This window comes from Pseudonocardia sp. Ae150A_Ps1 (assembly GCF_001932315.1).
Taxonomy (GTDB): Bacteria; Actinomycetota; Actinomycetes; order Mycobacteriales; family Pseudonocardiaceae; genus Pseudonocardia.
Genome location: NZ_MCIJ01000001.1, coordinates 1331260 through 1357207, shown reverse-complemented (window position 1 = coordinate 1357207; position 25948 = coordinate 1331260). Strand labels below are relative to the sequence as shown.

Annotated in this window: 26 protein-coding genes and 1 pseudogene; 19 read left to right on the top strand and 8 right to left on the bottom strand. The window is 74.5% G+C overall.

Annotated features, from left to right (window positions below; genetic code table 11):
* Positions 1-34: 34 nt before the first annotated feature.
* Together Ae150APs1_RS05885 and Ae150APs1_RS05880 are read left to right on the top strand one after the other, a co-directional pair.
* Positions 35-562: a CGNR zinc finger domain-containing protein gene (locus tag Ae150APs1_RS05885; RefSeq protein WP_075296303.1), complete on the top strand. Its 528-nt coding sequence runs from the start codon at positions 35-37 to the stop codon at positions 560-562.
* 141 nt (positions 563-703) lie between these two features.
* The gene (locus tag Ae150APs1_RS05880) at positions 704-2182 is read left to right on the top strand and encodes an acetylxylan esterase (RefSeq protein WP_249266229.1); all 1479 of its coding nucleotides are present in this window, start codon (positions 704-706) and stop codon (positions 2180-2182) included.
* Positions 2183-2191: 9 nt separating this feature from the next.
* Here Ae150APs1_RS05880 and Ae150APs1_RS05875 read toward each other — a convergent pair whose 3' ends face one another.
* Positions 2192-3232 carry a YdcF family protein gene (locus tag Ae150APs1_RS05875; RefSeq protein ID WP_170918045.1) on the bottom strand — a complete coding sequence of 347 codons (1041 nt, stop codon included), beginning with the start codon at positions 3230-3232 and terminating at the stop codon, positions 2192-2194.
* 64 nt (positions 3233-3296) lie between these two features.
* On the opposite strand from Ae150APs1_RS05875, the gene Ae150APs1_RS05870 reads away from it, so the two are divergent.
* The 4 genes from Ae150APs1_RS05870 to Ae150APs1_RS05855 are packed head-to-tail and all read left to right on the top strand — an operon-like array spanning position 3297 to position 7361.
* On the top strand, positions 3297-4046 hold the full coding sequence (locus Ae150APs1_RS05870; RefSeq protein ID WP_075296301.1) for an alpha/beta hydrolase: 750 nt from the start codon (positions 3297-3299) through the stop codon (positions 4044-4046).
* A 30-nt stretch (positions 4047-4076) separates the two neighbouring features.
* Positions 4077-4520, top strand: a complete 444-nt coding sequence (locus Ae150APs1_RS05865) for a helix-turn-helix transcriptional regulator (protein ID WP_010227353.1) — start codon at positions 4077-4079, stop codon at positions 4518-4520.
* A gap of 5 nt (positions 4521-4525) precedes the next feature.
* Positions 4526-4939: a VOC family protein gene (locus tag Ae150APs1_RS05860; protein ID WP_010227355.1), complete on the top strand. Its 414-nt coding sequence runs from the start codon at positions 4526-4528 to the stop codon at positions 4937-4939.
* Between the two features lie 25 nt (positions 4940-4964).
* Entirely contained in the window at positions 4965-7361 is a 2397-nt protein-coding gene (locus tag Ae150APs1_RS05855; protein WP_075296299.1) for an excinuclease ABC subunit UvrA, read from the top strand.
* A gap of 35 nt (positions 7362-7396) precedes the next feature.
* Here the strand turns inward: Ae150APs1_RS05855 and Ae150APs1_RS05850 are convergent, their stop codons facing one another.
* The 4 genes from Ae150APs1_RS05850 to Ae150APs1_RS05835 all read right to left on the bottom strand — a co-directional run bounded on the left by Ae150APs1_RS05850 (position 7397) and on the right by Ae150APs1_RS05835 (position 10596).
* Positions 7397-8581 (bottom strand): DUF418 domain-containing protein, encoded by a 1185-nt coding sequence (locus tag Ae150APs1_RS05850; protein WP_083703232.1) that lies wholly within the window; start codon positions 8579-8581, stop codon positions 7397-7399.
* A 75-nt stretch (positions 8582-8656) separates the two neighbouring features.
* Positions 8657-9628: a phosphotransferase gene (locus Ae150APs1_RS05845; protein ID WP_083679954.1), complete on the bottom strand. Its 972-nt coding sequence runs from the start codon at positions 9626-9628 to the stop codon at positions 8657-8659.
* Positions 9629-9725: 97 nt separating this feature from the next.
* On the bottom strand, positions 9726-10097 hold the full coding sequence (locus tag Ae150APs1_RS05840) for a hypothetical protein (protein ID WP_075296295.1): 372 nt from the start codon (positions 10095-10097) through the stop codon (positions 9726-9728).
* Between the two features lie 247 nt (positions 10098-10344).
* Entirely contained in the window at positions 10345-10596 is a 252-nt protein-coding gene (locus Ae150APs1_RS05835; RefSeq protein ID WP_075296293.1) for a hypothetical protein, read from the bottom strand.
* A gap of 128 nt (positions 10597-10724) precedes the next feature.
* Here Ae150APs1_RS05835 and Ae150APs1_RS05830 point away from each other — a divergent pair, with 128 nt between their 5' ends.
* The 4 genes from Ae150APs1_RS05830 to Ae150APs1_RS05815 all read left to right on the top strand — a co-directional run bounded on the left by Ae150APs1_RS05830 (position 10725) and on the right by Ae150APs1_RS05815 (position 13986).
* Complete coding sequence (locus Ae150APs1_RS05830; protein WP_075296291.1) at positions 10725-11375, top strand: GPP34 family phosphoprotein; 651 nt, start codon at positions 10725-10727, stop codon at positions 11373-11375.
* Between the two features lie 193 nt (positions 11376-11568).
* On the top strand, positions 11569-12696 hold the full coding sequence (locus Ae150APs1_RS05825) for a histidine kinase (RefSeq protein ID WP_083679953.1): 1128 nt from the start codon (positions 11569-11571) through the stop codon (positions 12694-12696).
* Positions 12693-13340, top strand: a complete 648-nt coding sequence (locus tag Ae150APs1_RS05820; protein ID WP_075296290.1) for a response regulator transcription factor — start codon at positions 12693-12695, stop codon at positions 13338-13340. Before Ae150APs1_RS05825 ends, Ae150APs1_RS05820 begins: the two co-directional genes overlap by 4 nt.
* 28 nt (positions 13341-13368) lie before the next feature.
* Positions 13369-13986 carry a dihydrofolate reductase family protein gene (locus Ae150APs1_RS05815; RefSeq protein ID WP_075296288.1) on the top strand — a complete coding sequence of 206 codons (618 nt, stop codon included), beginning with the start codon at positions 13369-13371 and terminating at the stop codon, positions 13984-13986.
* Between the two features lie 113 nt (positions 13987-14099).
* Here Ae150APs1_RS05815 and Ae150APs1_RS05810 read toward each other — a convergent pair whose 3' ends face one another.
* Positions 14100-14849 (bottom strand): DUF3152 domain-containing protein, encoded by a 750-nt coding sequence (locus tag Ae150APs1_RS05810; protein ID WP_212567162.1) that lies wholly within the window; start codon positions 14847-14849, stop codon positions 14100-14102.
* 125 nt (positions 14850-14974) lie between these two features.
* Between Ae150APs1_RS05810 and Ae150APs1_RS33330 the strand changes: the two genes are divergently transcribed.
* The 3 genes from Ae150APs1_RS33330 to acs all read left to right on the top strand — a co-directional run bounded on the left by Ae150APs1_RS33330 (position 14975) and on the right by acs (position 18035).
* Positions 14975-15133 (top strand): hypothetical protein, encoded by a 159-nt coding sequence (locus tag Ae150APs1_RS33330; RefSeq protein WP_249266228.1) that lies wholly within the window; start codon positions 14975-14977, stop codon positions 15131-15133.
* A gap of 21 nt (positions 15134-15154) precedes the next feature.
* Positions 15155-16000 carry a DUF3500 domain-containing protein gene (locus Ae150APs1_RS05805; protein ID WP_256385610.1) on the top strand — a complete coding sequence of 282 codons (846 nt, stop codon included), beginning with the start codon at positions 15155-15157 and terminating at the stop codon, positions 15998-16000.
* 133 nt (positions 16001-16133) lie between these two features.
* A complete protein-coding gene (gene acs, locus Ae150APs1_RS05800; RefSeq protein ID WP_083679951.1) occupies positions 16134-18035 on the top strand; it encodes an acetate--CoA ligase in 1902 nt (633 codons plus the stop codon).
* Positions 18036-18038: 3 nt separating this feature from the next.
* Here the strand turns inward: acs and Ae150APs1_RS05795 are convergent, their stop codons facing one another.
* Positions 18039-18356, bottom strand: a complete 318-nt coding sequence (locus tag Ae150APs1_RS05795) for a putative quinol monooxygenase (protein ID WP_075301719.1) — start codon at positions 18354-18356, stop codon at positions 18039-18041.
* An 89-nt stretch (positions 18357-18445) separates the two neighbouring features.
* Between Ae150APs1_RS05795 and Ae150APs1_RS05790 the strand changes: the two genes are divergently transcribed.
* On the top strand, positions 18446-19597 hold the full coding sequence (locus Ae150APs1_RS05790) for a DUF3500 domain-containing protein (RefSeq protein WP_075296284.1): 1152 nt from the start codon (positions 18446-18448) through the stop codon (positions 19595-19597).
* Between the two features lie 10 nt (positions 19598-19607).
* Here Ae150APs1_RS05790 and Ae150APs1_RS05785 read toward each other — a convergent pair whose 3' ends face one another.
* Positions 19608-20108 carry an Lrp/AsnC family transcriptional regulator gene (locus tag Ae150APs1_RS05785; RefSeq protein WP_060575553.1) on the bottom strand — a complete coding sequence of 167 codons (501 nt, stop codon included), beginning with the start codon at positions 20106-20108 and terminating at the stop codon, positions 19608-19610.
* A 112-nt stretch (positions 20109-20220) separates the two neighbouring features.
* Between Ae150APs1_RS05785 and Ae150APs1_RS05780 the strand changes: the two genes are divergently transcribed.
* The 5 genes and pseudogenes from Ae150APs1_RS05780 to Ae150APs1_RS05760 all read left to right on the top strand — a co-directional run bounded on the left by Ae150APs1_RS05780 (position 20221) and on the right by Ae150APs1_RS05760 (position 25908).
* Positions 20221-21225 (top strand): LacI family DNA-binding transcriptional regulator, encoded by a 1005-nt coding sequence (locus Ae150APs1_RS05780; RefSeq protein WP_075296282.1) that lies wholly within the window; start codon positions 20221-20223, stop codon positions 21223-21225.
* On the top strand, positions 21222-22211 hold the full coding sequence (locus Ae150APs1_RS05775; protein WP_075296280.1) for a 2-hydroxyacid dehydrogenase: 990 nt from the start codon (positions 21222-21224) through the stop codon (positions 22209-22211). The genes Ae150APs1_RS05780 and Ae150APs1_RS05775 overlap by 4 nt, the downstream gene beginning before the upstream one ends.
* Positions 22208-23426 (top strand): annotated as a pseudogene (manD, locus tag Ae150APs1_RS05770) (D-mannonate dehydratase ManD). The gene Ae150APs1_RS05775 and the pseudogene manD overlap by 4 nt, the downstream one beginning before the upstream one ends.
* The gene (locus Ae150APs1_RS05765; protein WP_075296278.1) at positions 23423-24874 is read left to right on the top strand and encodes a mannitol dehydrogenase family protein; all 1452 of its coding nucleotides are present in this window, start codon (positions 23423-23425) and stop codon (positions 24872-24874) included. Before manD ends, Ae150APs1_RS05765 begins: the two are co-directional and overlap by 4 nt.
* Positions 24871-25908, top strand: a complete 1038-nt coding sequence (locus Ae150APs1_RS05760) for an alcohol dehydrogenase catalytic domain-containing protein (RefSeq protein ID WP_075296276.1) — start codon at positions 24871-24873, stop codon at positions 25906-25908. The genes Ae150APs1_RS05765 and Ae150APs1_RS05760 overlap by 4 nt, the downstream gene beginning before the upstream one ends.
* The last annotated feature ends 40 nt before the right edge of the window (positions 25909-25948 follow it).

The following is a 25948-nucleotide window of genomic DNA, read 5'->3' as shown; positions in this document are numbered from 1 at the left end:
GTCAAGCGGCCGGACCGGGAGCTACGCTCGCGGCATGGCCGATCCACGTCCGCTGACGGGGGAGCCGTTGCCGCTGGACCTGCTCAACACCCGGTGGGTCGAGCACGGCGAGGAACGGGACCTGCTGTCGGACCCCGGCGGCGTGGCCGCCTGGCTCGCCGGGCACGGGTTCGGCACCCCCGACGGCGAGCGGGCCGGTGCGGCGCTCCGGAGCGCGCGGAGCGTCATGACCGGCCTCCTCGACGACCCGGTGGCCCACGCGGCCGCGTTCGACGATCTCCTCGCCCACGGCCGGCTGCGCCGGGGGTACGGCCCGGACGGCGCCGTCACCCGGCCCGAGGTCGACGACGCCGACCTGCTGCCGGCCTGGACCGCGGCCGAAGCCCTGCTGCGGCTGCTGGAGACCCGCCCGGACCGGATCCGGCGCTGCGCCCACGACGACTGCGTCCTGCACTTCCTCGACACCACCCGCAGCGGCACGCGGCGCTGGTGCTCGATGACGTCGTGCGGCAACCGGACCAAGGCGAACCGCCACTACGCGCGGAGCCGCGGCGCCACGTGAGGCGGTCGGGGGAATCGGTGACCGTCGGCAGTCTCACACGGGTTGTTGTCACCCATCTGATGTGCGACAACGTCATCCGTTCGATGGCGTTATCACTGTTCGAGCTTGCGGAGGGTCGGGGGCTCGGTACGGTCCCGCCACATGCGCACCTCACGTCACTCCCGTCGCCGCCTGCCTGCCATCGGCACAGGCGCGGGCGCCGTGCTCGTCGCCCTGGCGGTCGTCGCTGCCGGTGACGTGGCGGTGCCGAACACACAGTCCCCGGCCCACCGCGCGGTCGCCGCGGCCCAGGAGGAGCCACCGGGGGGCGGTGACTCCGACGACGGGGGCGGGTCCGGTACCTCCTCCTCGCAGGACGACAGCTCGGACGGCTCGGACGGCTCGGGCGGCTCCGGCGACTCAGGCGGCTCGGGCGACTCAGGCAGCTCGGGCGACTCCGGCGACTCGGGTGGCTCGGGCGGCTCCGACCGGCCCGGCCTCCCCGGCCTCTCCGATCTCACCGGAGGGACGATCTCGATCGACGGGACCGACTACCCGAACCCGCTGCAGCTGAGGAACGGTGGCCCGGTCTCCAGTGCGGCGATCTGGGAGAACACCCGCCGCGAGGAGCTGCTGGCCGACTTCCGCGAGAACGTCTACGGCCAGAGCCTGCCGATGCCGACCGAGCAGACCTTCGACGTCACCCCGACCGATGTCGGCGACGTGACGCGCAAGATCGTCAAGATCGACATCACCGGGCCGGAGGGGACGGGCAGCTTCGACCTGAAGCTCTTCATCCCCAAGGGCGAGAGCAAGCCGCGCGGGACCTTCCTGATGATCGACCACCGCGGCTCGGTGAGCGACGACCCGACCCAGTCGTCGGACTACGCGCCGGTCTCGAAGATCACGAAGGCCGGCTACGCCTTCGCCCAGATCGACGCCGAGCAGATCGCTCCCGACGACAGCGACAGCTACCGCAGCAAGATGATCAACCTGTTCCACGACTCCGGGCAGGACCTCCCCGACGACGCCGGTCGCGCCATCAGTGCCTGGGCGTGGGGCGCCAGCCGGGCCATGGACTACCTCGAGACCGACCCCGACATCGACGCCACGAAGGTCGCGGTGATCGGCCACTCGCGGGGTGGCAAGGCGTCGCTGTGGGCCGGGGCGCAGGACACGCGCTTCGCCGCCGCCATCACGAACAACTCCGGGTCCACCGGGGCCAAGCCGGCCCGGCGCGGCGACGGAGGCGTCGGCGGCGAGACCGTGGCGCGGGTGAACGAGTCGTTCCCGCACTGGTTCCCGCAGACGTACAAGAAGTTCAACGACGACGTCGACGCGCTGCCCGTCGACCAGCACCAGTTGCTGGCCCTGGTCGCTCCGCGACGGGTGGTCGTCGGGAGCGCGGCGGACGACTCGAACGCCGATCCCGAGGGCGAGTTCCTGTCGTACGTCTCGGCGTCGAAGGTCTACGAGCTGTACGGGCTGGGCGACACCGGCCTGCCGTCCCCGGACTGGAAGCCGGCCACCGACACCGCGTTCCGCGGTCCGGCGATGAGCTACCACCTCCGTTCCGGCGGGCACGGCCTGCAGGGCGAGGACTGGGACATGTACCTCGACGGGAACCTGTTCGCCCGGTGACCGACGCGGTCAGCCCGACGCCACCGCCAGCAGCGCGAGCGGCGCGGGCACCGCGATCAGGACGAGGAGCACGGCGTTGACGACCCGGTGCTCCCGCAGGATCGCGACGAACTCGCGCAGCACCGCGCTCGGCCAGTAGTACCCCGCCGTCGGTGCGCCGGCCGCCTGGGCGTCGACGCCCAGGCGGCGGGCCAGGACGGCGGCCAGGAACACGTGGTAGTCGCTGGTCACGATCAGGCCGGGGCCGGCCGGGTCCGGGTCGCCGCGCACCAGCTCGTCGCTGAGCCGGAGGTTCTGCTCGGTGGTGCGTGACGCGGTCTCGGCACGCAGCAGCGCGGGGTCCGCGCCGTGGTCGACCGCCCACCGGCGCATCGCCTCGCCCTCCGCGAGCCGCTCGTCGTCGCCCTTCCCACCGGACAGGACCAGCATCCGTGCGCCGCGACGGTCGAGCTCGGTCATCCCGGCCCGGATGCGGTCGGCCAGCAGCGGCGGCACCGCACTGCCGTGCAGGCCGGAACCGAGCACGACCACCCAGTCCGCCGGACGGTCCCGCACCAGCCACCGGTACAGCCGCGCGTAGCCGAGGAACGCGACGAACTGGAAGGCGAGGAAGTACGCGGCCAGCGCGCACAGGATCCACAGCGCCCGCAGCCAGACCGGCCCGGTGAGCATCACCGGTACCGCGACCGCCAGCAGCACGACGATCAGCAGCCCGGCGAGCAGCGACAGCGAGTTCCCGAGGCTCACCCGTTCCCGGCGCAGCATGACCGCCCCGTTGAGGATCAGGAACACGGCGAACACGAGGGCGAGCAGCGGGGACGTGACGGTGAGCAGCACGATCGTGCCGAGGACCGGGTTGCTGCCGGCGAACCCCAGCGTCGCGACGGCGTTGCCGAGCAGCACCGCCGCAGCGAGGAGCCAGTAGGCGTTGCTCAGCCGCCGGGGCTCGCGGCGCACCCGCCGCACGACGAACGTGCAGACGACGGCCGTGACGACGAGGGGGACGACCAGCACGGCCACGGAGATCAACAGGTTCGTACCACCGGACACCGGGCCATCCTGCCCAGCGACGGTGCCACCCGATCGAGACCGTCCGGGATGCCAGGATCGGGGCATGCCCCTGAACGTCCACCACTCCGGCGACCCGGACGGCCCGCCCGTCCTCGCGATCCACGGCGTCACCGGTCACGGCCTGCGGTTCCGCCCGCTGTCCGGCGCGATGCCGGACCTGCGCTGGACCGCCGTCGACGTCCGCGGCCACGGACGTTCCCCGTGGACGCCGCCGTGGAACCTGGAGCGGCACGTCGCCGACGCGCTGCAGGTGCTCGACGACGAGAGGACCGGCCGGGCCGTCGTCGTGGGTCACTCGTTCGGCGGCGCGATCGCGACGCACCTGGCGCGGACGGCGCCGGAGCGGGTGAGCCGGCTGGTGCTCCTCGACCCGGCGATCGGGCTGGACCCGGAGCTCATGCTCGCCAACGCCGAGGAGTTCCGCGCCGACGCCTCGTGGGCGACGCCCGACGAGGCCCGCGCGGCCCGGACCGAGACCTGGCCCGGGGTGCCCGCCGAGCGCGTCGACGCCGAGATCGAGGCCCATCTCGAACAGCGCGACGGCGCCTGGCGCTGGCGCTACTCGCGGGCGTCGGTCATCGCGGCGTGGGCGGAGATGGCGCGCCCCGCCGTCGTCCCGCCGGCCGGTCTGCCCACACTGGTCGTGCCGGCGACCGGCGCCGACTTCGTCTCCGACGCCTGCCGGGCCGAGCTCGGCGACGACCTCACGGTCGCCCCGATGGACACCGGGCACATGGTCTACCTGGAACGACCCGCCGAGGTGGTGGAGCTGCTGCGCGGTTTCCTCGGCTGAGGCGTGCCGGGGCTGTGGCAGGATCGGCGCATGGCCTGCCCGGACGACCAGCGCCTGCGTGACCTCGCCCGGCTGCGCCGCGTCCGGGACCGGATGGACCGCGAGTACGCCCGCCCGCTCGACGTCGAGGCGCTCGCGCGGGGCGAGCACATGTCGGCCGGGCACCTGTCCCGGGAGTTCCGCCGGGCCTACGGCGAGTCGCCCTACAGCTACCTGATGACCCGCCGCATCGAGCGGGCGATGGCGTTGCTGCGCCGCGGCGACCTGTCGGTCACGGAGGTCTGCTTCGCGGTCGGCTGCTCGTCGCTCGGCACGTTCAGCACCCGGTTCACCGAGCTCGTCGGCATGCCGCCGAGCGTGTTCCGCCGCGAGGCCGCCCGCGGGACCGAAGGCATCCCGGCGTGCGTCGCGAAGCAGGTCTCCAGACCGGTCAGGAATCGAGAAGCCCCGGAGCGCTCGCCCTCCCTAGCGTGACGTGCATGGACATCAGCATTCACTCCAGCTTCCTCCCGCACACCGACGCCGAGGCGTCGCTGGCCTTCTACCGCGACGCCCTCGGATTCGAGGTCCGGCTCGACGTCGGCTACGCCGACATGCGCTGGATCACCGTCGGCCCGCCCGACCAGCCCGCCGTGTCGATCGTCCTCGCCCCGCCCGCCGTCGACCCGGGCGTCACCGACGAGGAGCGCAGGGTCGTCACCGAGATGATGGCCAAGGGCACCTACTCGGCGATCCTGCTCGCCAGTAACGACCTCGAGGCCGCGTTCGACAAGGTCCAGGCGAGCGGGGCCGAGGTCGTCCAGGAGCCGATCGACCAGCCGTACGGGGTACGTGACTGCGCCTTCCGCGATCCCGCGGGCAACATGGTCCGCATCCAGCAGCGTCCGGCCTGACCGGCCGCAGGGGGGAACACACACGATGACCACGCAGCACGCCGCATACAGCCACGACCTCATCCGCGTGCACGGGGCTCGGGAGAACAACCTGCGCGACGTCAGCGTCGAGCTGCCGAAGCGCCGGTTGACCGTGTTCACCGGCGTGTCCGGCTCCGGCAAGAGCTCGCTGGTGTTCGCGACGATCGCGGCCGAGTCCCAGCGGATGATCAACGAGACCTACAGCACCTTCGTGCAGGGCTTCATGCCCACGCTGGCCCGGCCCGACGTCGACCTGCTCGACGGTCTCACGACGGCGATCATCGTCGACCAGGAGCGGATGGGCGGCGACGTCCGCTCCACCGTCGGCACCGCGACCGACGTCGGCGCCCTGCTGCGGATCCTGTTCTCCCGGCTCGGCGAGCCGCACGTCGGGTCGGCGAAGGTGTTCTCCTTCAACGTCGCGACGATCAGCGGGTCCGGCGCGGTCACCGTCGAGAAGGGCGGCAGGCAGATCAAGGAGCGCCGCGACTGCGAGATCGTCGGCGGTGCGTGCCCGCGCTGCGAGGGGAAGGGTACCTCGTCGGACTACGACCTCACCGCCCTGTTCGACGCCGGCAAGTCGATCAGCGAGGGCGCGCTGACGATCCCGAACTACTCGGTCGACGGCTGGTACGGGCGGATCTTCTCCAACTCCGGGTTCTTCCCGGGCGACAAGCCGATCAGCTCCTTCACGAAGCCGCAGATGGACGCGCTGCTCTACAAGGAGCCGACCCGGATCAAGGTCGACGGCGTCAACGTCACCTTCGAGGGCCTGATCCCGCGGATCGAGAAGTCGTTCCTGTCCAAGGACCGCGAGGCGATGCAGCCGCACATCCGCGCGTTCGTGGACCGGGCGATCGTGTTCCGGACGTGCCCCGAGTGCGACGGCACCCGGCTGTCCGAGCTCGCCCGGTCGTCGCGCATCGACGGCGTCAACATCGCCGACGCCTGTGCGATGCAGATCGACGACCTGGCGGAGTGGGTCCGTGGCCTGGAGGCACGTGCCGCGGACGACGCGGAGCGCGGCTCGGCGCTGCGCGGGGTGGCGCCGCTGCTCACCTCGCTGCGGGAGACGCTCGACTCGTTCGTCGAGATCGGCCTCGGCTACCTCAGCCTGGACCGGCCCGCGGGGTCGCTGTCCGGTGGCGAGGCGCAGCGCACCAAGATGATCCGGCACCTCGGGTCGTCGCTCACCGACGTCACCTACGTCTTCGACGAGCCCACCATCGGGCTGCACCCGCACGACATCGCGCGCATGAACGACCTGCTGCTGCGCCTGCGGGACAAGGGGAACACCGTGCTCGTCGTCGAGCACAAGCCGGAGACGATCGTGATCGCCGACCACGTCGTCGACCTCGGGCCGCGCGCCGGGTCCGACGGCGGCCAGGTCGTCTTCGAGGGCACCGTCGACGAGCTGCGGGCCGGCGGCACGCTCACCGGCCGGCACTTCGACGACCGCGCGTCGCTCAAGGAGTCCCTGCGCACCCCGACCGGTGTGCTCGAGGTGCGCGGCGCGGACAGTCACAACCTGCGCGCCGTCGACGTCGACATCCCGCTCGGGGTGCTGACCGTCGTCACCGGGGTCGCGGGATCCGGCAAGAGCTCGCTGATCCACGGTTCGGTGGCCGGGCGGGACGGCGTCGTCGTGGTCGACCAGGGCGCGATCAAGGGCTCGCGGCGCAGCAACCCGGCCACCTACACCTGCCTGCTGGAGCCGATCCGCAAGGCGTTCGCCAAGGCCAACGGGGTCAAGCCGGCGCTGTTCAGCGCGAACTCCGAGGGCGCCTGCCCGAACTGCAACGGCGCCGGGGTGATCTACACCGACCTGGCGATGATGGCCGGCGTCGCCACCACCTGCGAGGTCTGCGAGGGCAGGCGGTTCGACTCCTCGGTGCTCGAGTACACCTTCGGCGGCCGCGACATCAGCCAGGTGCTCGCGATGTCGGTGGCCGAGGCGGAGAAGTTCTTCGGCGCGGGGGAGGCCCGGACCCCGGCCGCGCACAAGATCCTCGACCGGCTCGCCGACGTCGGGCTGGGCTACCTCAAGCTCGGCCAGCCGCTGACCACGCTGTCCGGCGGGGAGCGGCAGCGACTGAAGCTGGCCGTGAACATGGGGGAGTCCGGCGGCGTCTACGTCCTCGACGAGCCGACCACCGGCCTGCACCTCGCCGACGTCGAGCAGCTGCTCGCGCTGCTCGACCGGCTCGTCGACGCCGGCAAGTCGGTGATCGTCATCGAGCACCACCAGGCGGTCATGGCGCACGCGGACCGAATCATCGACCTCGGCCCGGGGGCCGGGTACGACGGTGGCCGGGTGGTCTTCGAGGGCACCCCGGCCGAGCTCGTCGCCGACCGCTCGACACTGACCGGGCAGCACCTCGCGGAGTACGTCGGGGCATGACGGCGGGCGGGCCGGTGCTCCCGGCCCGCCCGGCCTCACCGGCCGGCGGCGACCTCGCCGCGGCGGGGAGCGCGGTAGGTCAGGCTGCGCAGCCACCCGTCCAGCGGTCCCGGACGTCCGGCCCGCTCCAGCAGGCACGCGAGCACCAGCCCGGTCAGCCACACCCCGACGGCGACGGCCGCGCCGCCCGCACTGCTCACCGCGGCCCCGAGGCCGAGCACGGCCGGCGCGAGCAGGGCGAACAGCATCGCCTCCTGCAGCACGTAGAACGTCAGCGACCGCTTGCCCAGCGCGGCCAGCGCCCAGGTCACGATGCCCTGCCGGTCCTGCAGCGCGTGCCCGGCCAGCCCGAACGCGGCCGTGTAGGCGAGCCCGCCGACGACACCCGTGAGCACGTGGAGGGTGACGGCGACACCGCCGGCGACGGGACCGGGCTGCCACACACCGGCGCCGATCAGCGCCCCCGGGACTCCCCCGAGCACGGAGACGGCGACTCCGGCGACCACGGCGCGACGCAGCTGCGGGCGGTACTCACCGGCCCGTTCCAGCAGCCGTCGCCGGCCCGCCCACATCCCGGCGAGGACGCCGACGAGCATCGGCCAGCCGACCAGCTGCAGGAGCGGGAACGCCGGGTAGCCCACGAACCGCACGGCGACACCGGCGAGGTAGCCGCCGTCGTCGGCGGGCGGGACGAACCCGGTGGATCCCGTCCCCCACACCACCCCGATCCAGAGGACGGGCATCAGCACGAGGTAGACCGCGCCGACCACGACGAGCGTCCGGCCGAGCGCCCGGTCGGACCGGAAGAGCAGCCCGCCGACCAGGAGCGTCGCGACGCCGTAGAAACCGAGCACGTCCGCACCGCCCAGGACGCTCGCGTGCAGCAGCCCGAACAGCAGCAGGTACCAGCCGCGGCGGCGCAGGACGCGGCGTGCCCCGGCGTCGGTGGATCCGCGGGCGAGCTGCCGGGCGACGATCGTCGCCAGGCCGTAGCCGAACAGCGCCCCGAACATCGGGTAGGAACGGTTGTCGACGAGGAGCAGCATGACGGCGTCGACGACGTGGTCGAGGCCCGTCTCGCCGAGCGGGCGGCTGACGAACCCCGGCGCGCCGCCGACCAGGAGCGGCGGCACGTGCGCGAGTGCGATCAGCAGCAGCATCGAGCCGCGCGCGAGGTCCGGTGCGAGGCTGCGGGGCGGGGCGGTCACGGGTCCGGTCACGGTCCGATTCAGACACGGCGGACGGACGGACCGCAGCGGACTTTCGTCGCGCAGGGGACGAACCTTGGTCGGGGTTCAGCCGCCCATCTCCGCCACCGTCTGCAGCAGGCCCTCCCATGCGGTGCGGCTGTCGGCGTCGTCGCGGTGCGCGGAGCGGAACCAGCGCAGGAACTCGCCGAGATCGGCCAGCAGCCAGCGCACCCGGTACAGCTCGAGCGCGTGCGGGTCCGGCTCGACGCCCGTGATCGCGGTGTAGGCCGAGAGGTCACCCGCGACGACGGCGAGGTCCCGCTCCGGGACGCCCAGCCCGACGGTGTCCCAGTCGATCAGCAGGAACCCGTCGTCGCTCCCCAGCAGGTTCCCGGGGTGCGGTTCACCGTGGGTGACGACGGCGGTCCGCCCGGCGAGGTCCAGCCGGTGGGCGAGCGCGTCGGCATCCGCGAGGTACTCGCGGATCGCACCCGCGTGCGTGACGACGGCCTGCCGGGCGGGCTCGGAGTACGGGCCGCCGGTCCAGGAGACCTCCTGCCCGGCCAGCGCGGCGTCGATCACCGCTCGGTCCGGGACGTCCGGGGTGTGCACCGGGGTGCCCGCCGGCGGCGCGGCCGCGTGCAGCCGGGCCAGCAGGGTGAGGACCTCGTCCCGCGCGGCGGGGGAGAGCTCGGTGTGGAAGTCGTGGCTGCTCGCGTCGACGTGGGCGAACACCGTCAGCGCCCACCGGCCGTCGAGGTCGACGACGAGCTCCTTGTCCGGTGCGGGCTCCGCGGCGACGACGAACCCCAGGCCGTCCGCGCGCAGGGCGGCCGCCGTCTGCAGGGCCGCCCGGTACCCGTCGAGCGCGGCCGTCGCGGTGGCGCCGCACTGCGGCTTGTCGGTCAGGTCGGAGAGCTTGACGAACCAGCGCCGCCCGTCGGTGCCGGTCGCAGCCCAGTGGTAGTCGCCGAAACCGACCGCGCGGTAGTGCAGCTCACGGACGTCGATGCCGTGCCACGAGGACAGCGCGGAACGGACGTCGGCGTCGTCGAAGCCGGCCGGTCGGTACTCCATGCGGGAAATATCCCGCGCCGCGGCGTCGCGGTCGACCCGGAAAGCGCAACGGGGCCCGGGACGCGATGCGTCCCGGGCCCCGCCGGAGAACCGGGTATCAGCCGACCGAGTCGCCCGAGCCGGACTGCTGGGCGCAGTTGTCCGACTGGTCGGTGACCGAGTCGCCGCTCTTCGCCTCGCCCGAGCCGAGGATGCCGAGCGCGCCGGTGAGGCCGTTGGCGGCGCCGAGGTCTTCGACCGGGACCTGCACGCCGAGCGCGTTGACCGGCACGTTGTTGTTGCACGCCTGGATCGGCACGTCGACGTTGTTGCCGTTGGCGACGCCGCCGAGCAGGCCGTCGGCGCTCTTGTCGATGCCGCTGCCGCCGGAGTCGCCCTCGCCGCCGTCCTCGTCGGCGAAGGCGAGCGGGCTGAGCGCGAGCAGCGATGCGGCCGACGCGGCCACGACCATTCCAGCCTTCTTCAGCACAGTCAGTCTCCTGTCGAGTCGCGGGCCTGTCGTGTGACCTGCCCGGGCGTGCCGGTGCTGCGAACGAGGGGGAGCCCGCACCGGCTGATGAAGACCGTATTGCCGCGAAAACTGCGCTGTCGAATTCGGGAATGCCATCGTGTGACGACATCACCGAGAGTTTTCGTTATTGCTCCGATGAGGTGGAGACGAAAGATGACGAATTGCACGTACCGCCATGCGGACGGCCGCCGGCCGTGCCCCGGGGTCAGTGCCGCAGCGCGTCCCGGATCTCCCTGAGGATCTCCGTCTGCTCGCGGACGGCTCCGATGAGGACGGTGATCTGGTCGTCGCCGTGCCGCATCTCCTGGTACAGCGCGCTGACGGCGTACGCGGTCGCGGCGGTGTGCCCGTCGGTGGTCTCGGCGTAGTCCTTGGCCCGGTCCGCGGACTCCAGCAGCTCCAGGGCGTGCTCGATGACGTGCTGGCCGCTCTCGCGGTGGCTCTGTGGTTCGGGCATGTCCGAATGCTACCCATTCGGGTGATCTGTCGATCGCGACTTCCGTCGCACGGCCCGCGACCTTCGCCGGGTGCGCGCGTGCCGTCCGGGGGAGCAGGGTCGAAGCCGTACGGGGACGAGGGGGACCGATGGACGGGCGTGACACGACGATGCCGGAGCGGCTGGCACTGGTGCTGCTGGCGCCGGGCACGGGCCGGTTCGTCGTCGACCACCAGCGGACCGAGCGCGCGCTCGCCGGTGCGGTGCTGCTCGATCTCGCCGCGCGGGGACGGCTGGAGACCGACGGCTACCGGAACCCGCGGGTCCGGCTGGTCGACGGGCCGGGGGCGGACGTGGTGGCCGAGCGGGCCACGCGGTTGCCCGCCGGCTGGTTCCGGGCGCGTCGCGGCGTGACCCGGCTGGTCCCCGGGCTGCGGACGGCGGTGCTGGACGCGCTCGTCCGGGGCGGGCACGTCGACCGGGAGCCCGGCGGGTTCCTGCGGTTCGCGCGCTGGTGGCCGGACCCGGCACTGCGCGAGACGCTCCTGGCGGGGGTGGCCGCGGCGCTGCGCGATGGCGTCGCGGTCGATCCGCGGGTCGCCGGGCTGGTCTCGCTGCTGCACGCGACGCGGGCCGAGCACCGGGTGCTCGACGGGCGCCGCCGCGAGCTGCGCGACCGCGCCCGGGTCGTCGCCGACGGCGACTGGGCGGGCCCGGCGGTCGCCGCGGCGGTCCGGGAGGTGCAGGCCGCGGCCGCTGCGGCGGCCGCCGTCACCGTGGCCGCGGCGAGCGGCTCGTGACCGCGCGGCAGGGCCACCGGTGGGGGGACGGCGTGGGTCCGTGGGGGATGCCCACGCCCGGGGCGGGAACGGGGAGATCCTGACCGCTCCCATCGGCCCGGCGGGTGGGCACGGCGTCCACGAGGGACGCCGTGCCCGCCCGATCCGGGGGAATCGTCCTGGACTCGCGGCCCCCGCCGCCTATGGTCGACGCGTGATCCGCCCCGCCGTGATGTCCGCGATCCTGATGGTCGCGGTCGCGGCGGCCGGGCTGACGACCGGCGGGGCCCTCCGGGTGGACGGTGCCGGCCGGATCGCGCTGATGGTGCTCGGTCTCGCCGCGATCGCGTGCATGCCGCTGCGCTACCGGTACCCGTGGATCTTCGCGCTCGGCTCGCTCGTGGTCGGCAACATCGCCCCGCTCGCGACCTACCTGCCGCTGGTCGGGGTGTTCGTCATCGCGACCCGCCGCCGCACCAGCGAGACCGTCCTGGTGCTCCTGCTGTCGGTCGTCGCGGCGACGATCAACATCTACCACGGCATCCCCGACCTGCAGACGATGCTGGTCCTGCTCGGCGGGGCCATGGGTTTCCTGGCGACGTCGGCCGTCGCCGGGCTGCTCACCGGGATCCGGCGGGCGATGGTGGACGACCAGCGGGACCGGCTCGCCCGCGCCGAGATCGACCGGGCCGTGCGCGACGAGCAGGCCCGGACCGCCGAGCGCCGCCGGATCGCCGGCGAGATGCACGACCGGCTCGGGCACCGGCTGTCCCTGCTGTCGGTGCACGCCGGGGCGCTGGCGCTGCGCGACGACCTCTCCGCCGAGACCGTCCGCGAGAGCGCGCAGGTGCTGCGGGACACCACGCACCGGGCGATGGAGGACCTCCGGACGATCGTCCAGGTGCTGCACGAGCCGGTGGACCCGGAACGCCCGGACGACACCGAGGACCTCGCCGCCGTCGAACACCTGGTGGGCGAGGCGCGCGCCGCCGGTGCGGACGTGTCGGTGCGGTCGACCGCGCTGCTCATGATGTCGCCGCCGGGGCGCCCGCTCGCCGGCGTCGCGTACCGGGTGGTGCGGGAGGGCCTGACGAACGCGGCCCGGCACGCGCCGGGCGCTGCGGTCGAGGTCGTCCTCACCGGGCGGCCCGGGCGGGACCTCACCGTCACCGTCACCTCGGGGTGCACCGGGGACCGGCCCGCCCCGGAGGGCGCCGGCACCGGCCTGGTCGGTCTGCGCGAGCGCGTGGAGACGCTGACCGGCGGGACCCTCGCCCACGGCCCGCTGCCGGACGGCTACCGGTTGCGCGCCACGCTGCCCTGGACGAAGGAGATCGCGTGACCGACATCGAGATCCGGGTGCTGCTGGTCGACGACGACCCGCTGGTCCGGGCCGGGCTCAAGGTGATGCTCGACGGGCACACCATCGCCGCCGCCGGGGAGGGCCCGGAGCGGCGGATCCGGATCGTCGGCGACGCGGGGGACGGCGACGAGGTCCCGGACGCGGTCCGTGCCGGCCGCCCGCACGTCGTCCTGATGGACCTGCGGATGCGGCGGGTGAACGGGGTGAGCGCCACCCAGCTGCTGACCGCCGAACCCGACCCGCCGACCGTCGTCGTGCTGACGACCTTCGACGCCGACGAGCACGTCGTGCGCGCGCTGCGTGCGGGCGCGAGCGGGTTCCTGCTCAAGGACGCCGACGCGGTGCTGTCCCCGGCGATCACCCGGCGGCTCATCGGGATCGTCGCGGGCGGCGCAGGCCCCGTCGACCGCCGCCGCGGCGCCCGCACCCGGCTGGACCGGCTCGCCGAGCGGGAGCGCGACGTCGCCGAGGCCGTGGCCCGCGGCGGCTCCAACGCCGACATCGCCGAGGAGCTCCACATGTCGGTGTCGACGGTGAAGTCGTACGTGTCGAAGCTGCTGCGCGAGCTCGGCCTGGACAACCGGGTGCAGATCGCGCTGCTGGTCCGCGACGCCACCGATTAGTTCCCGGCGGCCCCCCGGTCGGACCGGCATGAAGCTCACAGCGACGATGTTCGTGTCGGTCGACGGCGTCTACCAGGGGCCCGGCGCCCCCGAGGAGGACCGCTCCGGCGGGTTCGGCCGCGGTGGCTGGGTCGTCCCGCACTTCGACGAGCCGACCGGCCTGTTCATGGACGAGGTGTTCCGCCGCGCGGACGCGTTCCTCGGCGGGCGGCACACCTACGAGATCTTCGCCGCGTCCTGGGGTGCGATGGCCGACCCCGGCGACGACGTCGTCGCGGTCGGGTTCGCCACCCTGCCCAAGTACGTCGCGTCGACCACGCTCACCGATCCGGGGTGGGCGGGGACGACCGTGCTGTCGGGCGACGTCGTCGCGGCCGTGCGCGGGCTGAAGGAGAAGCCGGGCCGGGAGCTGCAGGTGCACGGCAGCGGCGAGCTGGTCCGGTGGCTGCTGGCGAACGACCTGCTCGACGAGCTGAACCTGCTCGTCTTCCCGGTGGTCGTCGGCGCCGGGCGGCGGCTGTTCCCGGAGACCGGACCCGACACCGCGCTGGAGCTCACCGGGTCGCGGGCCACCCCCACCGGCGTCTCCATCGCGACCTACCGGGTCGCCGGGCGGCCGGAGTACGGAGTGATCGAGGTCGGGTGAGGGGTCAGCCGGTCGGGGACCGCGACGCCTGGCTCGGAGGCCGAGCTCGTCGGGCGCCACGGCGGCTACCGGCGTGTGCAAGCAGTGCGCCCGAGGACGGCCGCCCGACCTGCTCAGCGGGGCCAGGAGTGCGGACGGCAGCCGTCCAGGCCGAGCGTCTGCTGCTGCATCACCGGGGCCGGCTCCCCGGGGCCGGGGCAGGTCACGTGGTGGTGGCCGAGCCAGTGCCCGACCTCGTGGTTGACCAGGTACTGCCGGTAGGCGGTGAGGTCGCGGGCGTACTCCGGGGTGCCGGTGACCCAGCGCTCCAGGTTCACGACGACGCGGTCGCCGTTGCGGCAGGACAGCCGGCCGACGGTGTCGAGCGGCAGGCAGAGCCGGTCGGCGAGAGCCGGGGTGGCCAGCACGATCCGCAGCGGGGCCGCGCCGTCGGTGCGGGCGAACCCGACGGATCCGTCGCCGCCCCAGGACCGGCGGTCGTTCAGCACGCCGGTGACGAACGCGGCGAACGCCGCACCGTCGACGTCCACGCCGCGCTCGATCTCGATCCGCACCGGCACCGTGCGGGCGCGGCCGGACGGCCCCGCCGCCGTACCGGGGACGACGTCGGTCGCACCGGATGCGGAGGCCGGGACGGTCCGCCCACGCACCCCAGCCCTCCGGTCGGCCTCCGCCGTCGCGGACCCGGCCCGGGGGCCCGGCGCCGTGGTGGGCGGGGCGGGAGGGGCCGCGGACGCCTCCCCGGCGGGCGGGCCGCCCGCCGGTGCCGGGCCGGTGGCCGGTGCCGGCGGCGCACCGCAGGCGGCCAGCACGAGGACCGCGAGCACGGCGACCACGGGGCCTGCCGGGAAGGAGTGCGGCACAGGCGACAGCCTGGCAGAAACAGGCCCACGGGAACGACCCGTGGCCGGAGGGGCGTCCGGTCCGACCAGCGACGCCGTCGTCCGGGAGGGGTGATCATGGGGCGTCCGGACTAGTCTCGCCCGATGTGACGACGGCGACCGGGCACACGACCGAGACCGCGACGGCGATGGCCGAGGCCGCCGCGGCGTGGCTGGACACCCTCGACGGCGAGCACCGCGCGACCGGGACCGGCCACGGCCCCGGCACGGGCGACGACGACGCCGAGCGCCGCCGCTGGTTCTAAACCCCGACCGACCACGGCGGCCTGACCCTGCACGAGCAGTCCCCGGTCCAGCAGCAGCGCGCGATGCGGCTCGTCGCGTCCGGCCTGTCCGAGGCCGGGTTCGCGACCGTCGCCGCCGTCATGGGCCTGGAGAACGTGCTCGACCGGGCGCAGGGCTGGCCGGCGCGCCCGTACCGCGAGCGCTTCCGCGACCCGGGGCTCTACCATCTGCGGGTCTTCGGCGACCCGGCGGGCGGGACGTGGGGCTGGCGGTTCGGCGGGCACCACGTGTCGCTGAACAACCTCGTCGTCGACGGCCGGGTGGCCGCGACGACGCCGTGCTTCCTCGGCGCGAACCCGGCCACCACACCGCTGCTCGGCGGGGGCGTGCACCGCCCGCTCGGACCGACCGAGGACCTGGCGCGCGACATCGTGCGCGGGCTCCCGCCCGAGCTGCTCGACGCCGCGGTGCTCGCCGAGGCGGCACCGCCCGACCTGGTCACCGCGAACCGGGCGACGGCCGCGCCGGGGGACCGGCCGCTGCCGGGCACGGCGATCCGCCGGGAGTCCCCGCCCGGGCCCGCCGATCCGGTCGCCGGCACCGAGGAGGTCGCGCTCGCCGCGACCCCGCGCGGGGTCCCGGCGAGCGCGCTGGACGACCGCGGCCGTGACTTGCTGCGACGGCTGCTCTCGGCCTACCTCGACCGGGCACCGGCCGGGACCAGCCCGGTACAGCGCTACGACGACGCGGCACTCGACGAGGTGCACCTGGCCTGGGCCGGCTCGACCGACCCCGGCGAGCCGCACTACTACCGGCTGCAGGGACCGCGGCTGCTGCTGGAGTGGGACAACACGCAGGACGGCGCCGACCACGCCCACTCGGTGTAGCGGGACCCCGAGTCCGACCTGGGGCTCGACGTCCTCGGCGAGCACCTGGCGTTCGCCCACCGCTGACCCCGCTCACCCGGCCGGTGACGGCATTCACCTGTGCCGCACCGGGTGCGCCGGGGAGGATCGGGGCGTGACCATCGCTCCGCCGCCCGGGTTCGCCGCGCACGCCAACGTCTCCGCTGAGGCCTACGCCGAGGCCGAGGCCGACCCCGAGGCGTTCTGGGCCGCGCAGGCCCGGCGCCTCGAGTGGGACCGCGCACCCGAGCAGGGGTACGACGGCAGCCGGTGGCCCGAGGTCACCTGGTTCGCCGACGGCACCCTGAACGTCGCCCGCAACTGCGTCGACCGGCCCGTCGAGGCCGGGAACGGTGCCACCGTCGCGCTGCACTGGGAGGGCGAGCCGGGGGACCGGCGCACCGTCACCTACGCCGACCTGCAGCGTGAGGTGTCCCGCTGCGCGCACGCGCTCACCGAGCTCGGCGTGGGGCGCGGCGACGTCGTCGTCTACCTGCCGGTGCTCGTCGAGACGGTCGTCGTGATGCTCGCCTGCGCCCGGATCGGTGCGGTCCACTCGCTGGTCTTCGGCGGGTTCTCCGCCGCCGCGCTCCGGTTCCGGCTCACCGACGGCGCCGCGAAGCTGCTGGTCACCACGGACGGGCAGTACCGGCGGGGGAAGGCGGTACCGGTCAAGGCGAACGCCGACGAGGCCGCGGACGGGGTCACGTCGCTGGAGCACGTCCTCGTCGTCCGCCGGACCGGGTCGGACGTCGGCTGGACCGAGGGCCGCGACGTCTGGTGGCACGACGTCGTCGACCGCCAGCCGGAGTCGCACGCGGCCGAGGCGTTCGGCGCGGAGAGCCCGCTGATGCTCGTCTACACCTCGGGGACCACCGGGAAGCCCAAGGGACTGCTGCACACCATGGGCGGCTACCTCACCCAGACGTCGTGGACGTCGTGGGCGTGCTTCGACCACAAGCCCGACGACGTGTACTGGTGCACCGCGGACCTGGCCTGGGTCACCGCCCACACCTACGAGGTCTACGGGCCGCTCTCCAACGGCGTGACCCAGGTGATCTACGAGGGCACCCCGGACACCCCGGAGCCGGGCCGGCACTTCGAGATCATCGAGCGGTACGGCGTCACCGTCTACTACACCGCGCCGACCCTGGTGCGGACGTACATGAAGTGGGGCGAGGAGGTCCCGGCGCGGCACGACCTGTCGTCGCTGCGGCTGCTCGGCAGCGTCGGCGAGGCGATCAACCCGGAGGCCTGGCGCTGGTTCCACCGGGTCGTCGGTGGCGGCCGCTGCCCGATCGTCGACACCTGGTGGCAGTCCGAGACCGGCGCCGCGATCTGTGCGCCGCTGCCCGGCGTCACCCCGCTGAAGCCCGGCTCCGCGACACACCCGCTGCCCGGGCTGTCGGTGCGGGTCGTCGACCAGCGGGGACGGACCTGCGATGCCGGCGAGGGCGGGCTGCTCGTGATCGACCGGCCGTGGCCGTCGATGGCGCGCACGGTGTGGGGCGACCCGGAGCGGTTCCGCTCGTCGTACTTCGCGGACTTCGCCGAGCAGGGCTGGTACAAGGCCGGCGACGGTGCCGTCGTCGACGACGAGGGCTACGTGACCCTGCAGGGCCGGATCGACGACGTCATGAACGTCTCCGGGCACCGGCTCGGCTCGATCGAGCTGGAGTCGGCGCTGGTCTCGCACCCGCGGGTGGCGGAGGCCGGCGTCGTCGGCGCGCCGGACCCGACGACCGGGCAGGCCGTCGTCGCGTTCGTGACGGTGACCGACGGGCCGTCCGACGGGCTCGCCGACGAGCTGCGCGCGCACGTGGCCGCCGAGCTGGGGCCGGTCGCCCGGCCGCGGGAGGTCGTGCTGGTCGGCGAGCTGCCGAAGACCCGCTCGGGGAAGATCATGCGCAGGCTGCTGCTGGACGTGACGGCCGGGAACGAGCCGGGGGACACGACGTCCCTGGTGGACCCGGCCGCCTTCGCGGAGCTGGCGGCCGGGTACCGGGTCAGGAGCTGACGTTCAGGCGATCCGCTTCAGCTTCTGGATCACCAGCTCGCCGTCGAGCAGGTCGCCCATGACGTTCTGGAAGTGCACGAGGTGCGGGGTCTGCAGGTGCGCCCCGAGCTTCTCCTCGGACTCCCAGTTCTCGTAGAAGAAGAACACCGCAGGGTCGTCCACGCCCTGGTAGAGGTCGTAGTTGACGTAGCCGTCCTCCTTCGTGGTCGGCTCGATCAGCTTCTCCAGCTCGGCGCGCAGGTCCGCCTCCCTGCCCGGCTTCGCCCGCATGCGGGCGATGACGGTGAGCAGGTCGCGGTCGTCGTCGGTGGGGGTGGGCATCGTCGCCTCCGTCTCGATCTCCTCGTGCACGACCACTATGGCCGAACCCGACGGGTGGGGCCCGCCCGGAATGGCTACCGTCGGTGCGTATGAGCGACGCGGCGAACACGCGGGAGACGGCCGGCGCCATGGCGGAGGCGGCCCGCGAGTGGCTGGACACCCTCGACCCCGGTCAGCGGGAGGCGGCCGTCGGGCACGCCCCGGCGGGCGACGGCGACACCGACGCCGAGCGGCGCCGCTGGTTCTACACCCCGACCGACCACGGCGGCCTGACCTTCCACGAGCAGCTGCCACCGCAGCAGCGGGCGGCGATGAAGCTCGTCGGGACCGGGCTGTCGCGCGCCGCCTACGTCACCGTCGCGACCGTGATGGGGCTGGAGAACGTCCTCGACCACACCGAGGGCTTCGTGACCCTGTTCGACCGCACCCGGGGCCGGGACCCGCAGATGTACTACCTGCGCGTCTTCGGCGAGCCCGGCGCGGAGGGGACCTGGGCCTGGCGGTTCGGCGGGCACCACGTCTCGGTCAACATGCTGGTGGTCGACGGCGAGGTCGTCGCCTCCACGCCGTGTTTCCTCGGTGCCGACCCGGCGACCTCCGAGCTGCTGGGGGAGGCGACCCTGCGCCCGCTCGGCCGGGTCGAGGACCTGGCCCGCGACCTCGTCCGGTCGCTGCCCGGCGAGCTGCGTGACCGCGCGGTGCTGCTGGACAAGGCGCCGCCGGACCTGGTCGCGGCGAACCGCACCGACCCGCAGGACGGCGACGACTGGATCCCGCTCGCCGGCATCTGGCGGGACCGGTTCGCGAACGACGCCGAGCAGGGCAGGCTCGAGGCGATGAGCGAGACCATCGAGGAGCGCGCGGCCTTCACCGGCGACGACGTCGCGGCCGTGCGGCTGGGGCGCACCCCGAAGGGTGTCCCGGCGTCCGACCTGGACGGCGGGCAGCGCGAGCAGCTGCGCGCCCTGCTCGCCACCTACCTGCGCAGGGTCCCCGACGCGCTCTCGCCGATCGCCCGCTACGACGACGACGCCGCCCTCGACCGCGTCCACGTCGCCTGGGCGGGGTCGCTGGCCGACGGCGCCCCGAACTACTACCGGCTGCAGGGTCCGCGGCTGCTGGTCGAGTGGGACAACACCCAGCGCGACGCCAACCACGCCCACTCGGTGTGGCGGGACCCGTCGGCCGACTTCGGGCTCGACGTGCTCGGCGCCCACCGGGCGGCCCGCCACCTGTCCTGAGCCGCCTGGCTCAGGACCGGTACGCCGGTGCCCGGACCGGCCCCTCCCGGTGCCGGTCCTCCAGCAGCGGCCGCCAGCGCGGCGCGACCAGCGTGGACAGCACGACGACGCTGGTCGAGCGCGCCACCAGCGGTGACCGGCCCAGCGCGAGCAGGGTCGCCTGCAGGTCCTCGTGCGACGACGCCGCCAGCCGGCACAGCACGTCCGACGACCCGGTCGTCGCGTACGCCTCGGTGACGGCGGGCAGCTCCGCCAGCGCGGCGGCGACGTCGCCCAGCTCGCCCTGGGCGATCTCCAGCGTCACGAACGCCTGCACCCCGTACCCGGCCGCGGGGAGGTCGACGTCGGGCCCGTAACCGGTGATCACGCCCGCCTGCTCCATACGGTCCAGGCGGGCCTGCACGGTGCCGCGGGCGACCGTGAGGGTGCGGGAGAGCTCCAGCACCCCGGCCCGCGGCCGTTCCTGCAGCGCGGCGAGCAGGTCGACGTCGAGGGCGTCCAGCGTGAGCACGGGCGGAGTCTAGGCACCCGGTCCCGGCAAACCCGTGGCAAGCGTTGACAAGGTTGCGCAACACGCTGCACGCTCCTCGGGTCCCACCGGCGGGACACCGAGGAGGAGAGCAGTGGCGCCCACCCTGACCGACGTCGCCCGCACCGCGGGCGTCGCCCTGTCGACCGCGTCGCGGGCGTTCTCCGACCCGGACCGGCTCGGCGCGGCGACCCGCCGGCGGATCCTCGCCGCGGCCCAGGAGCTGGGCTACGCACCGCGCCCGGTGGAGCCGGCCCCGGCGGCGCGCGGCACCGCGACCGTCGCTGCGGTCGTCCCGGACATCGCCAACCCGGTCTTCTCCCGCTTCGTCAAGGCCGCCCAGGCCCAGGGGCGCCAGACCCGGACGACCGTCGTCGTCGCCGACACCGACTACGACCCCGACCGCGAGCGCGAGGCGATCACCGGCCTGTGCGCGCGGGTCGACGGGATCGTCGTCCACTCCTCCCGCCTCGACGGCGCCGAGGTGCTCGACCTCTGCGGGTCGACGCCGTCGGTGCTGGTCAACCGCGAGGTCGCCGGCGGGGACTGCGTCATCGCCGACTCCACCCAGGGACTGCGGGAGACCGTCGACCACCTCGACGCGCTCGGCCACCGCCGGATCGCCTACGTCCAGGGCCGCTCGGACTCCTGGTCCAACCAGCACCGGGTCGGCCTGCTCCGCGCACTCGCCGCCGAGTACGGCCTGGAGCTGCACCTGCTCGGCTGGCACACCGAGACCGTCGACGGCGGCACCGCCGCCGCGGCCCGCGTGCTCGCCACCGGCGCGACCGCCGCGATGACCCACAACGACCTCGTCGCGCTCGGCCTGCTCGCCGGTGCCCGCACCCTCGGTGTCCGGGTGCCCGACGACCTGTCCGTCGTCGGCAGCGACGACATCCCCTTCGCGGCGCTGTCGGCCCCCGGGCTGTCCAGCATCGCCACCCCGATGGACCGCGCCGGGACGCTCGCCTGCGAGGTACTCGGCCGCGCGGCGGCCGAGCGCACCGCGCCGCGCGTGGTCCGCCTGCCCACCCACCTCGTCGTCCGCGGCACCACCGGTCCCGCGCGCGCCGAGCGCACCCTGGAGGTCACCTCGTGAAGATCGTCGTCGCGGACCAGAACCTGGTCGGGCTGCGGGACGAGCTGGAGGCCGCGCTGCCCACCGGCAGCGAGGTCGTCTGGTCGCCGACCCGCGACGTCGCCGACGTCGCCGCACTGGTGCCGGGCGCGGAGGTGCTGATCTCCGGCCGGTGCTCGAAGGAGGTCGCGACGGCCGGCCCGCAGCTGCGTCTGGTGCACGCCGCGGGCGCGGGCACCGACGGCATCGACGTCGACGCGCTCCCCGCGGGCTGCACGGTCGCGAACACCTTCCACCACGAGGACTCGATCGCCGAGTACGTCGTCGCGTCGGCGATCGCGCTGCGCCGCGGTTTCCTCGCCCAGGACACCGCGCTGCGCGCCGGGCACTGGCCCACCCCCGCCTACGACGAGGCGGCCCCCTGGATGCGCTCGCTGGCCGGCGCGACGATCGGGTTCGTCGGCTTCGGCCACATCGGCGCCCGGTCCTGGGACCGGCTGCGGGTGTTCGGCGCCCGCGGGGTCGCGGTGAGCCGGCGCGGCGCGATCGACGCGGGGGAGACCGGCCTGGACTGGGCGGGCCCGACCGCCGACCGGCTGGGCGACCTGCTCGCGGTGTCCGACGTCGTCGTCGTGAGCGCCCCGCTGACGCCGGAGACCGAGGGCATGATCGGTGCGGCCGAGCTGGCGTCCATGAAGGACTCCGCGGTGCTGGTCAACGTCGGCCGTGGCCCGCTGGTGGCGGAACGGCCGCTCTACGAGGCGCTGCGCGACGGCGTGATCGGCGGTGCCGCGATCGACGTCTGGTACGGCTACCCGGAGCCCGGGTCGGCGCACGCGGAGCCGTCGTCGCTGCCGTTCCGCGAGCTGGGGAACGTCCTCATGACCCCGCACTCGTCGGGACTGACCCACCAGACCTTCGCCGGGCGCGCCGACGACATCGGCGCGAACGTGCACCGCCTCGCCGCGGGCGAGGCGATCCGTAACGTCGTGGCGGTCGCGCCGTGACCGCCGACCGCATCGTCGCGGCGGAGGTGCTGATCACCTCGCCGGGCCGCAACCACGTCACCCTCAAGATCACCACCCGGGACGGCCTGGTCGGCTGGGGCGACGCGACGCTGAACGGCCGGGAGCTCGCCGTCGCCGCCTACCTGCGGGAACACCTGTGCCCGCAGCTGCTCGGCCGCGACCCGTCCCGTATCGAGGACACCTGGCAGTACCTGTACCGGGGCGCCTACTGGCGGCGCGGGCCGGTCACCATGACCGCGGTCGGCGCCGTCGACCTGGCGCTGTGGGACGTCAAGGGCAAGGCCGCCGGCCTGCCCGTCTACCAGCTGCTCGGGGGCGCCGTCCGGGACCGGGTGCGGGCCTACACCCACGCCACCGGCTGGGAGGTCGCACAGCTGTGCGACGCCGTCGACGCCGTCGTCGAGCGCGGGTTCACCGCCGTCCGGGTGCAGACCGGCGTGCCCGGCCTGGACACCGTCTACGGCGTCAGGCGCGGGCCCGGCTACGAGCCGGCCGGGCGCGGCACCGTCCCCGCGGAGGAGGTCTGGGACACCGCCGCCTACCTGCGCCACGTGCCCGACGCGCTGGCCGCGGTCCGCGCGCACACCGGACCGGAGCCCGCGCTGCTGCACGACGCCCACCACCGCCTCACCCCGATCGAGGCCGCCCGGCTCGGGAAGGCTCTCGAACCGGTCGACCTGTTCTGGCTCGAGGACGTCACCCCGGCCGAGAACCAGGACGTGCTGCGCCGGGTCCGCGCCCACACCACGACGCCGCTGGCGATCGGCGAGGTCTTCTCCACGCTCTGGGAGTTCCAGCAGCTGATCACCGAGCAGCTGATCGACCACGCCCGGGCCGCCGTCACCCACTCCGGCGGGATCAGCGCGCTGCGCAGGCTGGCCGCGCTCGCCGACGTCTGGCAGGTGAAGGTGAGCCCGCACGGCCCGTCGGACGTCTCGCCGATCGCGATGGCCGCGTCCGCGCACGTCGCGCTGGCGACGCCGAACCACGGGATCCAGGAGTACATGGGCTACCCGGAGCAGGTGCACGAGGTGTTCCGGCACGCCTGGACCTGCGACGACGGGCACCTGCACCCCGGCGACGCCCCCCGGGCTCGGGGTCGACGTCGACGAGGCGCTCGCCGCCCGCTTCCCCTACGAACCCGCCCTGCTGCCGGTCGCGCGCCGCCGCGACGGCTCGATGACGGACTGGTGACCGCCGTGCTCCCGACCGAGACCCCGGCCCCGGACGGCACCGGGATCGTCCACCTGGGACTGAGCAACTTCCACCGCGCGCACCAGGCCGTGCACACCGCCGCCGCGCTCGCCGGCGGTGGTCCGTGGGGGATCCTCGGCGTCGCGCCCCGGTCGGCCGGGATCGCGGACGCGATGGCCGCGCAGGAGGACCGCTACGCCGTCGTCGAGATCTCCCCGGAGGGCGAGCGGGTGGTGGTGCCCGCCGTGCACACCGGCACCGCCGTCGCGGTCCGCGAGCCGGAGCGGGTGCTCGGCGCGCTGGCCGCGGAGTCCACCCGGATCGTCTCGCTCACCGTCACCGAGCAGGGCTACACGATCGACCCGCGCACCGGCGGGCTCGACCTCGACCACCCCGGTGTCCGTGCCGACCTGGCCGGGTCGGCGACGACCGCGGTCGGCCTGGTGGCCCGTGGTCTGCTCCGGCGGGCCCGCGGCCACGGCGCCCCGGTCAGCGTGCTCAGCTGCGATAACCTGCTCGGCAACGGTGACGTCACCGCACGGCTGGTGCGGGAGTTCGCCGCGGCGCTGCCGCCCGGCGATGCCGCGGCGCTCGGGTCCTACCTGGACACCGTGACGTTCCCGAACTCCATGGTGGACCGGATCGTCCCCGCCACCACCGACGCGACCCGGGCCGCGGCCGCACGGCTGCTCGGGACCGCCGACGCCGTCCCGGTCCCGTCCGAGCCGTTCAGCATGTGGGCGCTGGAGGACCGGTTCGCCGCGGGCCGTCCCGCCTGGGACCGGGCCGGGGCGGGGGTGCCCGGTGCCGTGTTCACCGACGACGTCGCGGGCTACGAGCTGCTCAAGCTGCGGCTGCTCAACGGCACCCACTCGCTGATCGCCTACCTGGGGGCGCTGGCGGGGGAGGACCTGATCGCCCGCTCGGTCGCCCGGCCGGCCGTCCGGGGCGCCGCCGAGCGGGTGCTGCACGACGACCACCTGCCGACCGTCGCCGTCCCGGCGGGCGTCGACGCCGACGCGTACGCCGCCCGGCTGTTCACCCGCTGGTCGAACACCGCGCTCGGGCACCGCACCCGCCAGGTCGGCTCGGACGGGTCGCTCAAGCTCGCGCAGCGGATCCCCGGTCCGGCCGCCCGGCACCTCGCGGACGGGCGGATGCCGCACCACCTCGCGCTCACCGTCGCCGCGTGGCTCGCCTGCGTCGCCCCGCCGCCCGGGTCCGATCCCGGGCCGCACGCCGCCGCGATGGCCGAGCCGGCCCGCGATCGGCTCGCCGCGACGGCAGGGGGGCCCGCACCGGCGCACGTCCGGGCGGGACTGGAGCTGCTCGGCGGCGAGCTGCCGGACGCGTTCGCCGCCCGGGTCACCGAGCTGTTCGAGGTGCTGGTCCGGCACGGCGTCGACGACGCCGTGGCCGAGGCTGCCGGGACCAGGAGCGCCGCATGACCGCCACCACGATCCTCGGCCGCACCCGCGCCGCCGTCCTGCACGGGGCGCTGGACCTGCGGGTGGAGGAGGTGCCGGTGGCCGCGCCCGGGCCCGGCGAGGTGCTCGTCGCCGTCGAGGCGGTCGGCGTCTGCGGCTCCGACGTGCACTACTTCACCGACGGTCGCAACGGCCGCAACGTGCTCCGTGCGCCGATGGTGCTCGGTCACGAGGCGGCCGGGACGGTCGCCTCCGTCGGCGACGAGGTGCACGGCGTCGAGGCCGGGACCCGGGTCGCCGTCGAACCGGCGGTCGGCTGCGGGACCTGCCCGACCTGCCGGTCCGGGGCCTACCACCTGTGCCCGTCCGGCACCTGCCTCGGCTCGCCACCCACCCACGGCGCCATGTCCGGCTACCGCGCGGTGCCCGCACGCGCGGTGCACCCGCTCCCGGACACGCTCGGCACCGAGCTCGCCGCCCTGGTGGAGCCGCTGGCGGTCGCGGTGCACGCGGTGCGCCGGGCCGGGGTGGTGACCGGGCATCGTGTGCTGGTCACCGGCGCCGGACCGATCGGCGTGCTGGTGGCACAGGCCGCGCGGGCCGCCGGGGCCGAGCAGGTCGTCGTCACCGACGTGCACGACGCCCGGCTCGACCGGGCCGCCGCGCTCGGCGCGACGGGCACCGTGAACACCGCCCGCGACGAGCTCCCGGCCGCCGCGTTCGACCGGCTGCTGGAGTGCTCGGCCGTCCCGGCGGCGCTCTGGCAGGGCATGCACGCGCTCGGCCCGGCCGGGCGGGCGACCGTCGTCGGGCAGGCCCCGCCGTCGGCCGACGGGCTGCCGCTGGCGCTGATGCAGCGCTGGGAGATCGACCTGAACGCCTCGTTCCGGTCCGCGCACGCGTTCGCGCCCGCCATCGGGCTCGCCGCGTCCGGGCGGGTGGACCTGGCCGGTGTGCTGACCGGCCGGTTCGCCCTCGACGAGGCTCCCGACGCCCTCCGGGCACCGGGAGCCGACCCGCGTCACCTCAAGGTCGTTGTGCGCCCGGGCGACTGAGCCCGGCCGCGGCCGACCCCGACCGCCCGAGAACCCGCCC

Excerpts from the sequence above, each read along its gene's own strand:
- Ae150APs1_RS05880 (WP_249266229.1), top strand. The coding sequence starts at position 704 with ATGCGCACCTCACGTCACTCCCGTCGCCGCCTGCCTGCCATCGGCACA.
- Ae150APs1_RS05855 (WP_075296299.1), top strand. The coding sequence starts at position 4,965 with ATGACCACGCAGCACGCCGCATACAGCCACGACCTCATCCGCGTGCAC.
- Ae150APs1_RS05830 (WP_075296291.1), top strand. The coding sequence starts at position 10,725 with ATGGACGGGCGTGACACGACGATGCCGGAGCGGCTGGCACTGGTGCTG.
- Ae150APs1_RS05835 (WP_075296293.1), bottom strand. The coding sequence starts at position 10,596 with ATGCCCGAACCACAGAGCCACCGCGAGAGCGGCCAGCACGTCATCGAG.
- Ae150APs1_RS05795 (WP_075301719.1), bottom strand. The coding sequence starts at position 18,356 with ATGCCCACCCCCACCGACGACGACCGCGACCTGCTCACCGTCATCGCC.
- Ae150APs1_RS05870 (WP_075296301.1), top strand. The coding sequence starts at position 3,297 with ATGCCCCTGAACGTCCACCACTCCGGCGACCCGGACGGCCCGCCCGTC.
- Ae150APs1_RS05760 (WP_075296276.1), top strand. The coding sequence starts at position 24,871 with ATGACCGCCACCACGATCCTCGGCCGCACCCGCGCCGCCGTCCTGCAC.
- Ae150APs1_RS05885 (WP_075296303.1), top strand. The coding sequence starts at position 35 with ATGGCCGATCCACGTCCGCTGACGGGGGAGCCGTTGCCGCTGGACCTG.
- Ae150APs1_RS05860 (WP_010227355.1), top strand. The coding sequence starts at position 4,526 with ATGGACATCAGCATTCACTCCAGCTTCCTCCCGCACACCGACGCCGAG.
- Ae150APs1_RS05815 (WP_075296288.1), top strand. The coding sequence starts at position 13,369 with ATGAAGCTCACAGCGACGATGTTCGTGTCGGTCGACGGCGTCTACCAG.
- Ae150APs1_RS05865 (WP_010227353.1), top strand. The coding sequence starts at position 4,077 with ATGGCCTGCCCGGACGACCAGCGCCTGCGTGACCTCGCCCGGCTGCGC.
- Ae150APs1_RS05790 (WP_075296284.1), top strand. The coding sequence starts at position 18,446 with ATGAGCGACGCGGCGAACACGCGGGAGACGGCCGGCGCCATGGCGGAG.
- Ae150APs1_RS05845 (WP_083679954.1), bottom strand. The coding sequence starts at position 9,628 with ATGGAGTACCGACCGGCCGGCTTCGACGACGCCGACGTCCGTTCCGCG.